At 53.0% G+C, this 19,114-nt stretch carries 15 protein-coding genes; 8 read left to right on the top strand and 7 right to left on the bottom strand.

Features of this window, described 5'->3' with window-relative positions; genetic code table 11:
• The 4 genes from VFA09_24640 to VFA09_24625 form a co-directional block, all read right to left on the bottom strand.
• A partial coding sequence (locus VFA09_24640) for a hypothetical protein (GenBank protein ID HZU70483.1) occupies positions 1-241 on the bottom strand: 241 nt, incomplete at its 3' end.
• Positions 242-747: 506 nt separating this feature from the next.
• Complete coding sequence (locus VFA09_24635) at positions 748-1,398, bottom strand: manganese efflux pump (GenBank protein ID HZU70482.1); 651 nt, start codon at positions 1,396-1,398, stop codon at positions 748-750.
• 41 nt (positions 1,399-1,439) lie between these two features.
• Positions 1,440-2,231, bottom strand: coding sequence for a hypothetical protein (locus VFA09_24630; GenBank protein ID HZU70481.1), 792 nt, complete (start codon positions 2,229-2,231; stop codon positions 1,440-1,442).
• Positions 2,231-3,499, bottom strand: coding sequence for a GTPase (locus tag VFA09_24625; protein ID HZU70480.1), 1,269 nt, complete (start codon positions 3,497-3,499; stop codon positions 2,231-2,233). Before VFA09_24625 ends, VFA09_24630 begins: the two co-directional genes overlap by 1 nt.
• 367 nt (positions 3,500-3,866) lie before the next feature.
• Here VFA09_24625 and VFA09_24620 point away from each other — a divergent pair, with 367 nt between their 5' ends.
• Positions 3,867-4,658, top strand: a complete 792-nt coding sequence (locus VFA09_24620) for a DUF6081 family protein (protein ID HZU70479.1) — start codon at positions 3,867-3,869, stop codon at positions 4,656-4,658.
• 120 nt (positions 4,659-4,778) lie between these two features.
• Here the strand turns inward: VFA09_24620 and VFA09_24615 are convergent, their stop codons facing one another.
• Together VFA09_24615 and VFA09_24610 are read right to left on the bottom strand one after the other, a co-directional pair.
• On the bottom strand, positions 4,779-6,059 hold the full coding sequence (locus tag VFA09_24615; GenBank protein HZU70478.1) for a cysteine desulfurase-like protein: 1,281 nt from the start codon (positions 6,057-6,059) through the stop codon (positions 4,779-4,781).
• 259 nt (positions 6,060-6,318) lie between these two features.
• A complete protein-coding gene (locus VFA09_24610; protein ID HZU70477.1) occupies positions 6,319-8,247 on the bottom strand; it encodes a hypothetical protein in 1,929 nt (642 codons plus the stop codon).
• A gap of 392 nt (positions 8,248-8,639) precedes the next feature.
• Here VFA09_24610 and VFA09_24605 point away from each other — a divergent pair, with 392 nt between their 5' ends.
• From VFA09_24605 to VFA09_24575, 7 genes are all read left to right on the top strand, one after another.
• Complete coding sequence (locus VFA09_24605; GenBank protein ID HZU70476.1) at positions 8,640-9,314, top strand: Clp protease N-terminal domain-containing protein; 675 nt, start codon at positions 8,640-8,642, stop codon at positions 9,312-9,314.
• A 205-nt stretch (positions 9,315-9,519) separates the two neighbouring features.
• On the top strand, positions 9,520-9,849 hold the full coding sequence (locus VFA09_24600) for an RNA-binding protein (protein ID HZU70475.1): 330 nt from the start codon (positions 9,520-9,522) through the stop codon (positions 9,847-9,849).
• A 641-nt stretch (positions 9,850-10,490) separates the two neighbouring features.
• Complete coding sequence (locus VFA09_24595; protein HZU70474.1) at positions 10,491-12,098, top strand: ABC-F family ATP-binding cassette domain-containing protein; 1,608 nt, start codon at positions 10,491-10,493, stop codon at positions 12,096-12,098.
• A gap of 370 nt (positions 12,099-12,468) precedes the next feature.
• Positions 12,469-13,809 carry a GTPase HflX gene (gene hflX / locus VFA09_24590; protein ID HZU70473.1) on the top strand — a complete coding sequence of 447 codons (1,341 nt, stop codon included), beginning with the start codon at positions 12,469-12,471 and terminating at the stop codon, positions 13,807-13,809.
• A gap of 78 nt (positions 13,810-13,887) precedes the next feature.
• The gene (locus VFA09_24585) at positions 13,888-14,274 is read left to right on the top strand and encodes a PadR family transcriptional regulator (GenBank protein HZU70472.1); all 387 of its coding nucleotides are present in this window, start codon (positions 13,888-13,890) and stop codon (positions 14,272-14,274) included.
• Between the two features lie 2 nt (positions 14,275-14,276).
• Positions 14,277-15,326 carry a hypothetical protein gene (locus VFA09_24580; protein ID HZU70471.1) on the top strand — a complete coding sequence of 350 codons (1,050 nt, stop codon included), beginning with the start codon at positions 14,277-14,279 and terminating at the stop codon, positions 15,324-15,326.
• A 12-nt stretch (positions 15,327-15,338) separates the two neighbouring features.
• Entirely contained in the window at positions 15,339-16,523 is a 1,185-nt protein-coding gene (locus tag VFA09_24575; GenBank protein ID HZU70470.1) for an FAD-dependent oxidoreductase, read from the top strand.
• Between the two features lie 42 nt (positions 16,524-16,565).
• On the opposite strand, the gene VFA09_24570 is transcribed toward VFA09_24575, so the two are convergent.
• Positions 16,566-19,040 (bottom strand): DNA polymerase domain-containing protein, encoded by a 2,475-nt coding sequence (locus tag VFA09_24570; GenBank protein ID HZU70469.1) that lies wholly within the window; start codon positions 19,038-19,040, stop codon positions 16,566-16,568.
• Between the last annotated feature and the right edge of the window lie 74 nt (positions 19,041-19,114).

Raw genomic sequence — 19,114 nt, 5'->3', positions numbered from 1 at the left:
AACTCGCCATCCAGTACTCTATGGTGACTCCCTCCCAAGCAGGAGAGAGCACATGAACCAGTGCCAAGTTGCGATCCAGGCCAAGTTGCTGTACTAAAGTTGTTGCACTTGGCTGTTCGCAGATTGCCCCACCTGTACGCTTATACAGCGGGGCCGAATTGACAGAAACTGCAGCGCTCGGTTGCTTTGTTCGTCCGACGCCAAACAGTTGCTGTTCTGCTTTCCACTTTTCAATTGTCAAGGTACCTGTTTGGAGATGGTTCGTAAACCTTCACTTGTAAAAGTATACTCCATTCATGCAAATGACCCGAAGGTTTTCCGTTCATTTGCGCCAGTACGTGTATTATCTCACATCTTTTGTGATCTGTCAAGAGGTTTTCGGTCTAGATTATATCTTTTCAAGATCACTGATTTTTGTTTCTTTCTCCATGAGCCTCTTACAGAAGCAGGCATGCCCAAAAAGAGCACGCGAACTACTGTGTATAAGTTTCACTCAGGAGAATGTTCCTTGAGGAGAGCCACCTTATCGTGGCTTTGGAGTACTGGCCGCTCGTCAGATAGGAGCATCAAATCCTGGCAGATCAGATGATTATCTTCACGAGGCTCTGGTATTATGCCATAGCTCTGACGCGTTGTCAATAGTTTTTTCGCAATTTTTTTGAAATTTATGCTTCTGTTTTGATTGTTTCCTGCTCTTGCAGATACAAATGCCACCAGCGCCCAGATAAACAGTACAGGCCCTTTTCTTCATGTGAATAGAAACCAGATTCCCAGGGCAACGAGGAGAAAAGCACTCAAGATTTCGCTGAGTTCTTTCACAGGCTTGAGGAGATTCCGCAAAGTACGGCCCAGCAACAGCCCGGTAATGGTCATCAAGAAGCCTTGCACACCTATTAACGCGCAAAGAATCAAAGGATTTACCATCCTGTTGCCAGAAGCGCCGTTTGCTATAGCGCCAAATGAAAAACCAATCGCTAACTCATCCAGGCTGATGCTGAGAGCGAGCAGGAGCTGCGATCCCCATTGAGGCCGCTCTTTTCTAGCCGGTTTGCTCTGAATGCTCGCTTGTCGAGATTTTCTCCATTTGCTGACATACTCGCGACCCTCTTCAAAAAGTTCCCATAAGCCAACACCGATTAAGAGCAGAGGTCCAATGAAGTGCATCAGATTGCCGATCAGCGCGGCAGCGGCAAAGCCAATGACAAGGCCAACTAATGGCATCAGCATTTCTGCTAACGAAAATAAGAGCGCGGAACGTAACCATGTTGGAATCTCCAGGCTTCTGCTTCCACTCCCAGCATGTTCTCTAGAATAACTTTTGATACCAAGACTGATCGAAACCCCAAGCGTATCCAGGCCCAATGGAAGAATAAATAAGAGTAGTGATGCCGGGGGCATAAAGCCTCCTTTCATCGCTCATAGCGTGTGGGAAGATGTAATCAGAAATACACCAGCGATTCCAGCCACTCCTCTCCATCAGGGCCTAATGCTGTCCCCAGCATTTTCGTCACCTCATCGCTCAATAAAATAGCCCGGTCTTTGCGATAGAGATTCAGGAAACGGGGCAAGACTTCCACGTCGAAGTTCGCGAGGATATCATCCGCAAATCGTTCGAGCAAAAGCGTATAGATCAGGTAGTCTTCGGCGCTGGTATCCTCGTACCAGTCGAAGCCACGCACCGTGACGGGTGTTTTCCCGTCCGGCTCCGGTTCGAAAATCTCCTCGTATTGCTCGTGCAAATCCGTCATGATGATCCCATAGCCGCCATGAATCTGGCGGAAGAGCCAGAAAGCGGCAAATTGTAGCTGCCACTCGTCGGCCCATAGCGGACTTTCTCCCGGCCAGGGACGAGGATCAGCCTCAACAAAGGCATGCGCCAGTTCGTGATAGAGAAGAAAGGCGAGTTTTTCTTGCGCCGGCTCCCCGATTATACTATCAAGCTCTTGAGGGACCACAAGTGAGGGGGGCTGCGTCACACTCGTCCAATAAGGTAAGGAGAGGACTGCGCCGGTTTCCTCCTGCTCCTCTCCCGGCGCGGAATCCCAATCTTGAGGCGCAACCACGAGTATTTCCATTTCGGGCATCGATTGCCCCAGCAGTTGCGTAAGCAGTTTACCGGCTTTTTCGACGGACTGAAAAACCCGACGCGCAAACTCTTCCTGGCCGGTTGGGTAGTAGACCGTCAATGGCTCGGCCAGTGTTTCATACTGTTCATAAGGAAATGCTTTCATCACCGCGCATCCGGCCTCACCATTGTGTCACTGCCAGCGGGTTCCGAGATTATGTCACTTCCCTTTGGCCCCTCCAGCGCTAGTTGAGCATCGCTGCCCTCGATCGCGTACTGGTGCAATTCTGACGGAGATTTTTCCCGGCGGAAGAGGCGATAAAAGTCTGTATAAAGCTCGCGTATACGGTTGGGACTGATGCGTTTGCCACCCTCATAGTACTCAAGCGCGACCTGTCCGATAGCCCATGTGCCGGCACCGGCAATTGCTCCGGCAACGAAATCACCACCAAACGGAACAGCTTTGGCCAACTCTTCGGCGAGGTAGCGCAGGCTCAAGCCGCCGACCATGGTGACAATCAGTTCGCGTGCATGTTTCATAGCGTCCGCCGTGTCCATCTGCTCGCCATACAACGCCGCTATCCGTAAAACCAGGCGTACCTGCGTCCCTAGTAGAATAGGAATATCCACCAAAGGTATCGGCTCTAAGCCGGCTGCCAGGCTAACCAGCGTGGCATTGCGAATAATCCGCTGGGCGGCCTCGCGACGATAGATAGGAAGCTCACGCCCGATCACCAGCGCCGCCTCAGGGCTGGCCTCAATCATTGCGGGAATAAGTTCCTCGGCCACATTCTCGCCTTTGAGGGCTGAAATCGGTATTACTCCCGGCACGCCGAGCAGCACCGACACCTCGTCAGCCATCTGCTCACCGCCTTCGCCGCCATGCAGCTGGTCAACCTTATTGAGAGCGATAATAGTGGGTTTATCGAGTTTCTTTATGCCGTTGTAGAGGTCGCGGTCTTCCTTCTGAAACCCTTTTGTGGCATCAATGAGAAACACGATCACACTAGCCTGATCCATGCCACTTTCCATCACATCCGGCAAGTGTCCTGGCGTATCGATCAGCGTGAAAGGGCCAAAATCACTGCGTATCAAGGTCTTGGTCGTACCGGCTTCGGGCGAAACAGGAGAAATTTGCTTGCCGATAATCTGATTGAAAAGAGTACTCTTCCCACTATTGGGCTGGCCTACAATGGCGACCGTGTTATTAAGCCCCTGGAGGACTTCGCCTTGAGCCTCCCGCCAGTTAATAGCCTTCATAAATCCCCGCACCGTCGTAATGTTCGTCGGCAAATTCCTCAGTGTCCGGATACCCAGATCGCGCCAACTTTTGGGGCGGTTCGTGCGACGTAGTAAACTCTTTACCGCACTGCTGATAATGTTCTGCTTTGTTTTTTCGTCACCGGTCGATTTCACTTCTCGTTTGCTAGCCATAAACGCACCTTTCCTCTCTCTATTTTTTCTGCCCTGCCTGTTTCATAAATTTCAGATGGACTCCCGAAGGTGAGGCCACACGACCAGGTTCAGGACAGGAGGCGCCATTGCTTCATCACACTCATTATAACCGCGCTTACCTGCTTAGAGCAAACTATTCGCCTACTATATAGAGAGTCCCTACAAACTAATACGTATGAAGGGCTATCTTGCAATACATATCCGTTCATTTGCCGCAAGATTCAAGCTCTATGCACCACCCGGGCAAAATTTGCTACAATTTAAGTGATCTATTGTATTGCATGTCCGGGCATATTCATACCCAACAACTATAGCAGAGACAAAGAAAGGAAAGAGGTTACCCATTATGGATCAGGCACAGATAACTCCCATTGCGGATAGGCAGCAGGAGGAAGAGTCGCTCATATATTCAGATTATCACAGCATTATTACAGGAGTGAATCGCTCCTGGGAATATGGTGGTTTTCCGCTGCCGGATGGCACCTTCTGGCGCTATCGCGAGCCTGACGCGGCGGTTGTAGTCGAGGGTGAGCGCATGCGCGTATCAGCCAAAATCAGCCGGGCCAACGACCAGGTACAGATACTCGATAACGCCAAAAACATGTTCTTCTCCACGCGGCTCTTCGATGTGCCAGAGCAAGGCGAAATATCATTTGAATGGAATATGCGCGCTCGCTGTGCTAATACTGCCCCGCACGACCTCTATGACGGGTTCGTGTCCGTCAACCTGCTCGACTTCACCACAGGCGCCGCGCTCGACTTCTTCGTCTGCAACGACATCATAGCGACCGTGTACGCTATCTTGCCTTTCCCAGGCGTACCAGAACCCGTCGATCCAGAAAATGCCGACAGACCCAAATACTTCTGCGACTTCAACGAACTCCCGCTAGAGACTGCCCCCGGACAGTTGCATCGCTATCGCATCACCTATTCGAGGAGGAAAGACGAGGTGCGCTATTTCGTGGATGGGCAAGAAGTAGGCGTCTACACCGGAGTTCCGGTCAAAATCAACTCCCTGATCATCGCGCTCGGCTTGATGACCGAGAAAAGCATCGAGGAAGGAAAAAGCGTCTCCGTGCATGGCCAGATTTTGACCGGCGAATGGGGTGCGTTTACGATTACCACTAGAAACGCATAAAAGCACAGGTATGTAGTGGTGCGATGATAAGACATCCCGAATCTGAGGAACAGGGAAGGAGAGAGGGCGACCAAAAAGGTGCGCTCTCTCTAAGCCCACCTGGCACCATTACATCCGTTCTCACAATTGTTCCAAACGCTCCAAAACCCTATCGATCTCTTCGGGCGTATTGTAATGAGCCATACCCAGCCGCAATGCTCCACCCTGTTCCTCAAGCCCTAAGCGCTCCATAATACCGAGCGCATAGTAATTGCCGTTCCAGGAGAAAATGCCGGCCTCGGCCAGGTATTCGGCCAGTTCTTGCGGCGAATGACCCTCAATATTGCAGGTAATTGTTGGCACTCTCCATGCTAAATCCTGCGGGTTGGTAATGCCATAGACCTGAATGCCCTTTATTTCCCGCAGGCCCGACAGCAACTGCGCCGATAAGCCACGCTCATAATCCATCACCGCCTGCATCGCCACCTTCAACTCCAGCTGCCTCCCGCTATACATATGCCCACCGCCAGTGGTTCTGAAGGCGTCCTTATACTGTTCGCCCTGTTCGCGACCCAGCATGGCCAGGTAATCAATCACGCCCACCAGTCCGGCCAATCCCTCGTGATTGAGCGTGCCCGTTTCCCAGCGTTCGGGAATATCGTTGCTGGATGGACGCACCTTATAGGCAGGAAATCGCTCCAGGTACTCGGCCTTACCATACAGGATACCGAGGTGCGGGCCAAAGAACTTATAAGATGAGCAGATCAGGAAATCGGCATCCAGCGCCTGCACATCAATTGGCCCGTGTGGAGCGAACTGCACGGCATCGATCCAGGCCAGGGCTCCGGCTTCGTGCGCCCAACGAATGATCGTCGTCACATCATTGATCGTGCCGACCGCGTTCGAAGCATAACCAACGGCTACCAGCTTCGTGCGCTCTCCAATCTTTGCCCGCATATCTTCCATATCCAGCGTCACATTCTCTGGATGCACATCAACCGTGCGAATAACCACGCCACGCTCCTGCAATGCCAGCCACGGCGCGACATTGGCATCGTGATCCAGCACTGTCACCACAATCTCATCGCCCGGCTGCAATGTTTTTCCAATGGCGCGGCTGAAAGCAAACGTCAAGGTGGTCATATTCGGCCCAAATACGATCTCATCTGGACTGCCGGCATACAAAAAATCCGCCATGGCCTGGCGAGCGTTCGCAATTACCTGGTCGGTACGGTGGCTCGTGAGAAACGCGCCATGTGTATTGGCATTTGCCTCCAGAAAATATGTCACCATCGCGTCGATCACCTGCTGCGCCACTTGCGTTCCACCCGGATTATCAAAATAGACGGCATGGTTGCCATTGACCTTCAACGCGAGCGAGGGAAAATAACGACGATACGGACTCAAATCGAGCGATTGCATGGGTTAAACCTTTCTTTTTGCTCTCGGAAATCTTCAGTCCTTCTATTTTACACGCTGCGATATTGCCGGCGATAGCTTATTTTCAGGATAAAAAGGATACAGCACCATCAAAAAATTACTCTTTGGCCTCTTGGCAAGGACTGCATCCCTGCCAAGAGGCCAAAGAGTCTACATTCTACTTGACCGTATATGATGCTCCTGAAGAACGCTCTTTTCCCCTACTTCATACCAGGCCCTGCATAGAGCATTCTCAACCAGGCTACGCGTAAAAGTCTCCAACCTTATTTGCCACCGCCTCGATGAACCACTCTCCGTAGGTGTCCATTGGCCCACTGTTAGCAGTAGGAACCGGTATGTCGCTCACACCAGGTTCGCTCGGACCGTTAATATTGACAAGTCCGATCTTATTGCCGTTGAACTCGGCGAATGATGCACCCAGAGAGAATGCCGATATACCCATCGGTTCACTATTGACCGTCGGAAGCGTATATTCGGTAAGAGAACCGTCGGAAGCAATTTCCCCAACCTTGTTGGCGGCGTATTCGGTGAACCAGAGCGTCGCACCATCGTATGCCGTTGTAATGCCATATGGTTCACTATTGGCCGACGGAAGCGGACTATCAAAAATCTTAGTGACAAACACACAATGGATATGAGGAGGAACACCAGAACATTGGGCTTGCACTTGCGTATGTCCGATCTTGCTGGCGTTATACTCAGTGAACCAGATGCGTGTGACAGAATTGCTCGGTTGTCCGCGATAGGTAATCCCTAATGGGCCGCTATTGGCGGTTGGAATCACGTATTCGGTAATAGCTCCCGTCGTCGTAATTTCCCCTATTTTGTTCCCCTTGAACTCCGTGAACCAGAGATTGGTTCCATCAGAGGTAATACTAGCCGGTTCGCTGTTGACTGTCGGGATGGGAAATTCAGTGATTGTACCGGATGGAGTAATGCGCCCGATCTTGTTTCCATTGAACTCCGTGAACCAGAGATTGCCATCCGGCCCACTGGTAATGCCTTGCGGCCCGCTCCCAGCCGTCGGGATGGGAAATTCGGTGAGGGCAGTTACTCCCTGGCCCGGCACAATCGTGGCCCTTCCGATCTTGTTTCCATTGAACTCCGTGAACCAGGCATTGTTATCGGATCCCTCAACAATACTGCTTGCCCAACTGCTAGCTGTCGGAATGGGAGACTCATCAAAACCATAGGTACTCACAGAATAGGATGCAACGCAACTACCAGAAGCATTACTCCAAAGTGGCTGAATCGCAAAGGTGCCGGTTGGTAACGTAATGTTCTGCAAGTTGATCCACTCGCACTTGTCACCAATCTCATAGCCATCCCAATCGGCCCAGGCATTAAGTTGGGGATCGGTCTGTGCCTCGGCAAGCTCATGTCCGGCAACGATACTGACGCCATCCAGGTAGCCTGCAGGCCCAGGATTCACATCATTCATGCCACACTCCCCGCCAGCATCAGGAATGTATGGGAAGTCCGTGTATTCCACCGGATCAGACTGATTCCAGATGACATTATGCCAGGCACAATACTGAGAGCCAAAACCAGCACTCGATTTGCCCGTTGCGGTGGCGATGAAGTAGGTAGCGTCAGGGTTATATCCAAAATGGGCCGCTGAGACCAGCGCCTCTTGTGCTAACTGACTTTGCGTCGGCTGGGTCGGCGCCGGGTCAACGGTATCGTTCCAGGTCCCGAGAAGCTGATTAGACGGGCTGGTGACGTAGCCACGACTGGTGTCATTATACTGTGTCACCGTATTGAGCCAGCTACTTCCTCCCACTCCGGCAAGGAAATTTTCAAGGTACGGCGCTTCACTATAGGGATCACTGCTCCAGTCCCAGAATGTGATATACACCTTGGGATATTTTTGGATCGGGCCTCCAAAGTATTGGAGATTACCGCTTCCTAACTTCGGTGCGGGAGCACCTTTAAGGCGGAAGAAGTGCGGCCCAGAGCTTCGGTGGATGTTGCTTCTACCTGTTATCGCAGCAGAAGCACCATGCAGTCGAGCGCTGTTGGAGCTATTAAACTCACTGGCGCCTGCGGCCAGCGTACCAGGAACTGTGACAGTCAGGGATACAAAGAGCATTACCAGGGCCGACAAGCACAAAAACCAGCGTAGGCTGCCACGAAGATGAATAGCTTGAAAGAACTTTTCAAAGAACATAATGTCTCTCCTTGCAGGGAATAACCTGCCTCAATCAACAATTGGCACTCAGAAGCCACATGGTTTGTCCATAGCGTTTCTACAGAATTTTTAGAAAAGATTGCCAACTAGTAATGCAGACATGCTGTTCAAATTTTCAGAGAATAGACGTGATAAGAAACCGTTTTTTGTGAATGAGATAGAAGGCGTCCAGGGGGAATTCTCCCCAAAAAGTACGAGCGACTACTCTTCTGCCATGATTGTATTTCATCTTCTCACCCTCAACCTCTTGCCAACACTACAATAAAATCTTAAATAATCTTGAAGTACTTTTAAGTATTGCAAATTACGGTAAAATCATCTATACTAATCTTAGTTAGATCGTAGTTCGCTACTTTATTAGAGAGGATATTATGGAACGCCTACTGACAACAGAAGAAGTCGCTGATCTGCTACGGATCGAGCCGGTAACTGTGAGGCGTCTGGTGACACGAGGTGAATTGATCGGATATCGTATTGCTGGAGAGTATCGTTTTGCCCCAGAGGATGTAGAGAAGTTTGTGCAGGGCCAGCGCGTCACTGTGAATATCAGGCCAGGGCCAGATCATCCATTTGCCAAATTCACTGAACGCGCACGCAAAGTACTGACGCTGGCGAATGAGGAAGCGCACCGCTATAATCACGATGGTATTGGAACAGAACACGTATTGCTGGCCCTCATGGAAGAAGGTGAGGGTGTCGCGGCCAGGGCGCTCAATCTTTTAAAGCTCCGGCAGGATGAGGTGCGGGATCAGATTGAAATGTTGCACCCAGCGGGAGAGCACGCAATCGAGGATGCACAGATTGGGATGACACAGCATGGGAAGGCAAGTATTGAGCTGGCGGTCCAGGAGGCACTACTGCTCAAGCATCATTACATTGGTACAGAACACCTGCTGCTAGGTCTGATTCGCGAACAAGAAGATATTACAGATCAGATCTTCCGAAGATCAGGGGTAACGCTTGAAAAGACACGCACCCTCATCAAGCAAATCCTGGCAGGGGAAACGGCGACTGTGTCTGAGCCGAAACGACAGGCAGAGTCATAGTGCAAGACCAGGCGATAGCCTTTTATGGTATGCCTCACTCCTGGTCATAACCAATTTTCCAGCGAAATCGTGTTTTGGAAATACCTTGCGCGGCATATGTGTTATACTATAAGAGTGACGTCAGATGTTGTTGTATCGTGTATGTGGGAGAACGTTTCCACCGACAGCAATTGGTTTGTAGACGTCGATGTGGGAGCATCAGAACTTGAGACTCTATGTAGGTGGCTTGCCGTATGCAACGACAAGCGAAGATCTTGCCGATATTTTTTCGCATATCGGTCAGGTCGTTTCGGCAACTGTAATTACCGATCGTGATTCGGGACGCAGCAAAGGTTTTGGTTTTGTAGAGATGAGTAACGATCAGGAGTCACGTGACGCCATTGATCAGTTAAACGGTTCGCGCGTCGGAGACCGCACGATCATCGTGAATGAAGCACGCGAGCGACAACAATTTGGCGGAGGCAATCGCTATCAAAGCCGAGACCGGCGTTCAGGCCCTCGCGACAGGGACGGATACCGGGACCGGCGCTACTAGTCTGCACTACTTCAATTCATTTTGATTGAGCAGATGAAAAAAAGGAAGCCAGCAACGTTGCTGGCTTCTTTATTCGATTGCCCGTTTTTGCCCTTGACAGCACATCTTATTAAATGTTAGTATTTGAGCGAGCATAATAGATACTTTAAAGAAGACAGGATGAATCACATGTTACACATGTTCAATGGCGGACCAAATCTCGCAGTCTGCTTACCCGCGTAGGCGATCACGCCGGGCTTACGCGGTAGGAAATGGCGCTACTTGATGCACCTGCTCACTTACCAGCTATGAAGTGAGTAGCTTTGTTTTACTGCTATTCGCATCTCCAGAGTTGCTTTCTTTCCTCCCTCGATTCTCTCCTGGCGTATGTCGCCGGGCATCGTTTTCTCGTTGCACCAAACCCAGCAACAGTACATGTCGCCCGCTACACCCGCGCCTTGCACGAGAACATGCCCCCAGTCGCCCGGATATCCTACAAGGTATCTCCAGGCATTTCTTTATTCAATCTCACTCACTTTTATCGCTTCGCAGTCCGCACTGTGAAAACTGAGATACATGAGGTACATCAGACACAATCGAATACCCGGCAAACTGATAAGGCAAGCAAAGAGTCTGATGGCTATAGGAAAGAGCAAACGAACATGTTACAGGTCAATCACATACATCTTTCATACGGCCCGCACCTGGTGCTGGACGATGTTTCATTTACTGTAGCGCCAGGGGAAAAAGCAGGCTTAATCGGCGTGAACGGCGCGGGCAAAAGCTCGCTACTCAAAATCATCGCGGGACTACAAGAGCCCGACAGCGGACATGTGATGTTGCCGCGCAGTCATGGCTACCTGTCACAGGATGTGGCCCATGAAACATCCGTCGCCGACGGTATCACCGTGCGCGATTACATCTTCGAAAGTACCGGTCTTGATGCGGCCATTCGTTCCTACGAAGAGGCATCAAATCGGCTTTCAGAGTCAGGTAATGGAGATATATCCCTGCTCTTGAAGCGCTTTGAGCAGGCACAGAGTTCGCTTGAGCGGCTGGGCTATTATAATGCCGATGCCCGTGCAGAGCAGCTGGTTGCCGGATTGAATCTCGGCGGCGTTACACTGGATCGTCTGGTATCCACGCTCAGTGGTGGGCAGAAGACGAAGCTTACGCTGGCGCGATTACTCTTCCAGGCTCCCGACCTCCTGCTGCTAGATGAGCCGACGAACTTTCTCGACGTGCAGGCCACGGCATGGTTGATGGAGTTTCTGGAAAGCTACCGGGGCGCGATTCTGATCATCTCGCATGACCTGGATTTGCTTGATCATAGTATCAATAAGATCCTGCGTCTTAACGAGTTCACACACAAACTCGAAGAATATCGCGGCACCTACTCCAGCTATCTCAAGCAAACCGGAGATGCGCTCGCCTTGATGGAACGCACGAGGGCACAGCAGGAGCGTGAAATAGCGCGCCTGCGCAAGACTTCGCAGAAACTTCGCAGCTATGGCGCAACACGCGTAAGCCAGCGTATCGCCGTCGATAAGCGAATCGCCACGCTTGAGGCAAGCAAGCCTGTGTTGCCTCAGACCAGTCGCCGCATGAAGATCGATTTTCCCATGCGCCAGCCGAGCGGGCAGATAGTCCTGCAAGCCAAAAAGCTTACCAAGAGCTATGGGACGAAGCAGATCTTCCGTAACATCAGCTTCCAGATCGAACGCGGGCAGCGCCTGGTCGTGATCGGCCTGAACGGCGCCGGCAAAACGACTCTGCTGCGCACCCTGCTGGGCATGACTGCGCTCAATGCCGGCACTGTAACCATCGGTGATCGCGTGCGCACCGGCTATTATGCTCAGGAGAACGAGGGCCTCGATTACACCAACACTGTGCTGAACGAGGCCAGAGCCATACTCCCCGATGATAGCAAACGGGTGCGTGGAGTACTGGGCCGTTTCATGTTCAGCGGCGACCGCGTATTCCAGCAGATTGGCACGCTGAGTGGCGGCGAAAAGACACGCCTGGCGCTTGCTAAGATGGTTCTCGATGGCCCGAACTTACTCGTCCTCGACGAGCCAACAACGCACCTGGATGTACTTTCGCGCAACATCATCGGCGAGGCGCTTGGCAACTACAACGGCACCATCATCGCCGTCACGCACGATGTCGAATTTGTACGCTACCTGCAGCCTGATACCTTGCTGCTGATGCCCGAAGGACGCATAATTCCTTATACGAGCGAACATGATGAGTTGCTGAAACAGGCTTGATCTGCTCTTGACTTTTCAGCAACACTCATGTACCCTTGTATCAATCAAACTCTTAGGAGACAAAAGTGATAACCTTCATCTAATCACATACCAATATTGTGGAATGCACCTGATTACAGCAAGATACCGCCAAAGTGGTATTTTATGTATTGCTTTTCGCACTGGTATTGTTTGAAGATGAAGGTTTTTTTGCTATGGCAAATGAGAGTCGCAGGCTCCAGGTCTACACTTGAGATAATACCCTGCAAGACACAGCATTGAAACTCCATACCCAGACCATTCAAGCAAGTCCTTTCACCGATGCCGCTCCAGGTGCTTTCCCTCAAACAAATTTCGCTTTCCATCTATCCTCATAAGGAAGGAATTTTCTATGGCAGAACAAAATATCGTCAATACTAATACAGATAAACCATTGAGCGGCCTGCTCTCAGCCGCGCCTGAACGGGCTATTCTCGTAGGCGTAGACATGCCGGGCGCGGACTGGTCGGTTGAGGAATCGCTTGACGAATTGGAGCAACTGGCAACAACTGCCGGCGTTACATGCGTTGAGCGCGTCATGCAGCGCCTGGATCGCCCACATCCCGGTACTCTGCTCGGCAGCGGCAAAGTGCAGGAAATAGCCGACCTGGTCCGCTATCACAACTGCGATGCGGTTATCTTTGACCTGGAATTGACGCCCGGGCAGCATCGCAACCTGGAGCGAGAACTGGAAACGCAGGTAATTGACCGCACGGCACTCATCCTGATCATTTTTGGTCAGCGCGCCCGCACACGCGAAGGACGGCTGCAGGTCGAACTCGCCCAGATCGAATACGACCTGCCACGGCTTGCCCGCCAATGGTCGCACCTCTCGCGCCAGAAAGGCAGCGTGCAGCAGCGCGGCGAGGGTGAAAAACAGATCGAAATCGACCGGCGCTTGCTGCGGCGACAAAAATCCCATATCGAGGAAGAACTCGAACACGTGCGCACCCATCGCCAATTGCACCGCGCTAAACGTAAGAATACCGGGGCACCCGTCGTAGCGCTCGTCGGCTACACCAACGCGGGCAAATCCACGCTGCTCAACCGCCTCGCGGGCGCGCATGGCCTGGCAGAAGACAAACTCTTCGCTACACTTGATCCTATGACGCGTCGTGTCCGTCTCAATGGAGGCCAGGAGATTTTGCTGACCGATACGGTGGGCTTCGTGCAGCGCCTGCCAACGACGCTCGTAGCAGCATTTCGCGCTACGCTGGAGGAAGTGGCCGAATCCGACCTGCTCGTGCATGTGGTGGATGCCTCAAGCCCTTCCATGCAGCGGCAGGTAGAGGCGGTCGAACACGTCCTCGAGGAGATCGGAGCGGCAAGCTGCCCCATTATCATCGCGCTGAATAAAGCGGATTTGCTGCCCAGTGACGACAGGATAAAACTCGCAGGCATGGCCGCAAACTTGCCCTCGGTGCAGGTATCCGCACTCGCTGGAACGGGCATCGATGAACTACTACACGCTATCAGCGACAATTTGATTGCGCAATTCGTTGCCCTCGACGTGCTTATCCCATACAACCGTGGCGACCTTGTAGCACAATTTCACCAATTCGGCACGATTGAGTTCGAGAGCTATGAGCAGGACGGCACCCATCTATACGGGCACATGCCAAAGAATCATAGTGGGCCATACATGGCATTCCAGCAGGTAAAAGCAACGGCTAAAAAGAGGCGCAGGGCTTGACATCTCTTATCTTGTAAGGTAATATATTCAAGGAGAGTATACCCAGGTTGAATATATTCATCTTGAAAAGAGAAAACAATGCGACCAGCAACATCTGATCCTGAAAAAATGCTCCCGCTGACTCCAGCAGTCTTCCATATCCTGCTGGCCCTGGCCGATGGCGAGCGGCATGGCTACAGCATCATGCAAGAAATTGCCGCCCAGACACACGGAAAACTACGGATTGGGCCAACGACACTCTATCGATCGATCAAGCACATGCTAGAAGTTGGCCTGATTGTCGAGTCGGATGAGCGGCCCGATCCAACTCTAGACGACGAGCGCCGCCGCTATTACCGTCTTACCGACCTGGGCAGGCGCGCGACGGTGGCAGAGATGCAGCGCCTGGAGCAATCCCTTGCTATCGCACATAGCAAAACATTGCTGAGAAATATGACCGCCGCATCGCCAGAGCAAGGAGCATGAGTATGTCAACAGGAAAATCATCCAGGCCCCGGATTATTGCACTCTCCCTGTTTCTCTACCGCTGCTTGCTGAAGCTGGCGCCCGGCACGTTCCGCCGTGATTATATGCAACCGGCGATACAAGATTTTCATAGGGTTTGCGCTGATACCTGCCGGGCAGATGGCGTCGCCGGCGTCCTCGCACTCTGGCCATTGTTATTTGGAGAAACAGTGTCGGGCATATTTGCCGAACATCTGAACGAAATCTTCGGGAGGAATCGGCCAATGCTTCCGACCATGCGCCGCTCGATGATCGTGGCTTTCTCGGCTTTTGTGCTTTTCATGCTGGCCTACACCGCTCTGGGGCATACTGCCGATCCCAGCGCTCCGTTCGATGCCCTTGGGCGTATCTATCCGCAAATAGGCATCGCTCACAGTATCCTGGCATACAGTGGGGATATCGCGCTGCTGGCGATTCTGATCGGTGGATTGCCGATCTTATTCGCAGCCGTGAGACATGCTCTTCCTGGTGGATTGCGCAACGTGCTGGGACTGTTTGTGATAGGCCGGAAAAGGGCTTTATTACTATTAGAGGTCGCATTGGCTATCACTATTTGTTTCCTTGTTTATCTTCTGGGAACGCAATACCTTTTCGGCCCTCCTGCATGCACTTCCACTAATGGATGCATTTCAGGACAACCTGCATTGTTGGTAGCCCTCAGCTTTGTCGCTATTATCCTGGCGATAACAGTTATTGTCTTCGTAATCCTGGTATTCACCGCTTCACTTTCTCTAGCTGTGCTGCGCAGTGAGTTCAGCGAACAGCAACTCCGCTTTTCGCTCATACCCATTGGCGTACTGACTATCGTAATGGGTGTCGGAACAGTGGCCGCGACTACCTGGCTCATCAGCTTATGGATACTGGCGCCGCAGTTCGCGGCAAGCGGGTCAGGTCTGGGTTATGGACAGACGGCGTGGGCCATTGCTATGATAGCAGCAATGGCTCTAGCAACAGTTGTAACAATAGGGGCATTCGGAAGCGGCCTGAGATCATGTAGAACCACAGCAGTATGAAAGGAATCATATTTGGGAACGACAACAGTAGAGATTCTCGTTATCGGTGGCGGCGTCATCGGCAGTTCCATCGCCTATCACCTGGCGCGACAGGGACGCCAGGTACTTGTTGTCGAACGCTCGCGGGTCGCCAGCAGACCGGCAGCTTCCTGGGCCAGCGCCGGAGGTGTACGAAGGCAGGGAAGGCACATTGCGGAAGCGCGGCTCGCAATTGAAGCAATCGCCCGCTGGCCTACGCTTGAACAGGAACTCGATGCGGACTTGCGCTATCGCCAGGGAGGAAACCTCTTGCTGGCCGAAAGCGACACCGAAGCCGATCAGCTCGTTCATTTCGTTCGCCACCAGCACGAAATCGGCTTCAGCGACGTACAACTGCTCGACCGCCAGCAGGTGCATGATCTCGTGCCAGGGCTGCACGCAGGAGTCACTGCCGGCAGTTTTAGCCCCGCCGACGGACAGGCAGACCCACCCCGCACTACACAGGCATTTGCCACAGCAGCGATGCGGCTTGGAGCAACCTGCTGGGAAGAAACACCTTGTTTCGGCCTACTGACGCAAGGCGAAAAGGTCACCGGAGCCTTGACCACGCGAGGTGAGGTACAGGCCGGACAGATCGTGCTTGCTGCAGGAACGTGGAGTGATGAAATCGCCGCGGCTACCCGTATCCGGCTGCCCATTCGCACTCGCGCATTGCAGATGGTGCTTTCGACTCCCGCGGACGCAATTACCGTGCAGCCCGTGTTGAGCGCCGTCAATCGTTCTCTCTCCCTTAAACAACTTTTCGATGGCGCATTTTTCCTGGGAGGAGGGTGGCTCGGCGAACCCATTGCCAACCGCACCGATTACCAGCTACGTCCTGCCAGTATCGAGGGCAACTGGAAAACCGCCTGCGAGCTACTGCCAGAAGTAGGCCGCCAGCAGATTGCCAACGCCTGGTGCGGCCTGGAAGCGCAAAGCATCGATGGCATTCCGTTTCTCGGCCCCATGCCAGGAATAGATGGTCTCACCTTAGCTCTAGGTTTTTCCGGGCATGGATTCGCGCTTGCTCCCGCTGTCGGGCGCGCCATTGCCGATCAGCTCGCAGGTCTTTCAACTCCGGAATTAGATGGTCTCAGCCCAGATCGGATCGCAACGTTTCAAGCTGATCAGGTCGAGGCATTCATTCATCAAATGGACGAGAGAGATTCATTGGAGTGAGATCAAGTTCTAGCCCTCGCAAAAATCGGGATATTTTAGATGTTACGCTTTCTGGCACCGAATCCAGATAGGCGAAATACTCTCTATCGGGAGATCAAACAGGCCAGGTTGTTCGTCGGTGCGGAAAAGCTGCGCAAAATCCCCGGCAGTATAGGCTTTCTTCAGGCGCGAGGCATAGGAAGTCACCAGCACGCGCAGATAGTGTTCGACATCGTAATCACGACGATTCTGGACATCAGCAGCAAGAGTTGGGTGCTCTCGTTCCTTCGCGGCATCTGCGTTTGCATCAACTTCTTCAGCATTGTCCTCGCCAAAGGAGATAGCCTCAGTCTCATCGGGTATCCACACGGAAACACCACCGGATGCGCGATAAAAGCGCACGCGCTCCCCAGGCGCCCATTTTGTGCGCCCGGCGGCTAACAGCGCCTCGTAAGCCTGCTCCATATGCCCCGTTCGCGTAGCCTCATACGTTTCAGGAGACTTGGAGAGACGCACGCTGGCCGCAACATCCGCAGCCGTAAATTTCCGCTGCCGCAGCGCTCTAACGGTCTCCAAAAACGCATTTCGCGCGCCCACTACATCGCCCGTCATAGTGCAGAACAATGCCTGGTGCAGGAAGCGCTCGCCGAAGCGTTCCGCGCGGCTGGAACGCAGCGCGACTCCATGCACAATCAGCTGGCCGTCGTAGGTGAGCAGAGCATAATTCTTGACCTCGTGGCTGAACATAGCGCGGTAACGCCCCTCGTACTCCAGGCGAATACCGGCAGGCAGTCCGGCTCCGATTTCCGCCACAAGCTGCCTCTCCTGCTGTTCCGTCCAATCCATCGGAACCGCGAAATAGACACCATCGGTATCAGCCTCGATCAATGCCATGCCGCGCTGGCGCAGGGCATCGAGTACCTGTGATAGCACCTCGCGCCCGCGCCTCGTCACCTCATCTGCCGCGTGAATATCGGCGAAGAGCGCCATCGAACCGGCCCCCATGTAGCCATAGGCAGCGTTGATCAAGATTTTCATCGCCGCTTGCGTCGCATCGTGCATATTGGCTTCCAGCGAGCCGGGAATAGCCGCCCGCGCCGCCGCTTTATGCTCCAGGCGTAAATCCGTCAATCGATCAAGTATACCAAGCAGAACGCCCAGCCGATCACCGGATGGTCCGATACGAAATGAACGCATCAGAGATGGATAGAGGGACGCCACGTCGGCTTTGACCACGTGCTCAGCTATCCCCGTCGCGAAGAGGTAGACAGCTCCCCCTTCATGCGACCCATGCGTGGAGTCCGCCTCTGCTTTCTGCCGCGGTAAGGCCATACCTGCGCGGAGATAGGCCCGCACAAGCACCGGTTCGAGAATCCCCATCGCCGGTCCCGCCGATGCTAATCGTTCATAGCGGCGCGGTGCCATTCCCGCCAGGGCAAATGACGCCCCCAGCAGGCGACGAGAAAGACCATCCACTTCCCGCACGTCGTCGAGCGCATAGCGGCGCACCATCTCCGAATCTCTACGATAGGTCTCGAAAATCGCCGCGCCTTCAAGGTATACACGATCTTCTCCTGCTATATGAAAATAACGGGCAACATCTTTCAGGCCGTAGCTTGGCAGGTCGCGCACCACGAAATCATAGCGGCGTACTGCATCCAGCGTATCGATCAATTCTCGTCCCGCTACACTATAGCGGACACGGCGACGAGCTTCCGGCCCGATAGCCAGCGTTTCATAACGCCGTTCCATCTGCTCCGGGCCACCACTGCGTCCCAGCCGCAGTGGTATACCCAACGCCTCGGCACGGTACTCCAGGAATTGCAGGTCAAAAGAGAAAAGGTTATGATTTTCGATAATATCGGGGTCGCGCTCGCGCACAAGCTGGCAGAGCGCCAGGATCATCTTCGCCTCGTCCTCAGCGCGTGGTGCCTCAAGCGCCGTCGCAAAGCCGCGGCTATCACGAATGGCAATCAGGAAAATACGCCCGCGGTGTGGATCAAGTGAAGTTGTTTCCAGGTCGAATTGCAAACGATGCAGGTCTTCATAATTCAGCCCGCGAAAATAGACGCGCCCGGTCTGCATCAAGTACTGTTCAACAGGCCCGACCTGATAGTAGGTATCCGCAAGGTCGTTGACGCTATTCACACGGCGCTCAAGACGCCGCGATGCGCCTTTGAGCAGCTCCCGTTCAAGAAAGCGCCCATCCCGCGCGCTGATAAGATAGCGATACGAGCCATCTGCCCCATCCAGGACACAATAGCTGATGAGTGAGGTATCGGCCCTCCAATCTGCACCAGAGAGGGTCAAGGTAGTCCCAAGGTGTGCAAGGTCGTCTAGAGAGGTTGCAAACAGCCAGGGGCGGAAGGTTTCCCGGAAACGCACGATGCGCTCGCCCTCGCGCCTCCAGACAATCGCACGCCCTTCGCGACCGGCCCAGACGGAAACGATACCGGGCAGAGGGTCCCAACCGAAGAGATACTCATCCTCGGAAAGGATTTCGAGATTATCAGAAACTGGACGAGGGATTGCCAACATGCTTCTCCTGGTAGAACTGTACGTTACGAACGTTCTTTCCAACTAAGCATAACATGAAGAACAGCTTGATAGCA

It is taken from the genome of Ktedonobacteraceae bacterium (assembly GCA_035653615.1).
Classification (GTDB): domain Bacteria; phylum Chloroflexota; class Ktedonobacteria; order Ktedonobacterales; family Ktedonobacteraceae; genus DASRBN01.
Note: the sequence above shows the minus strand (reverse complement) of the source record. Positions and strands in the feature narration are given on the sequence as shown.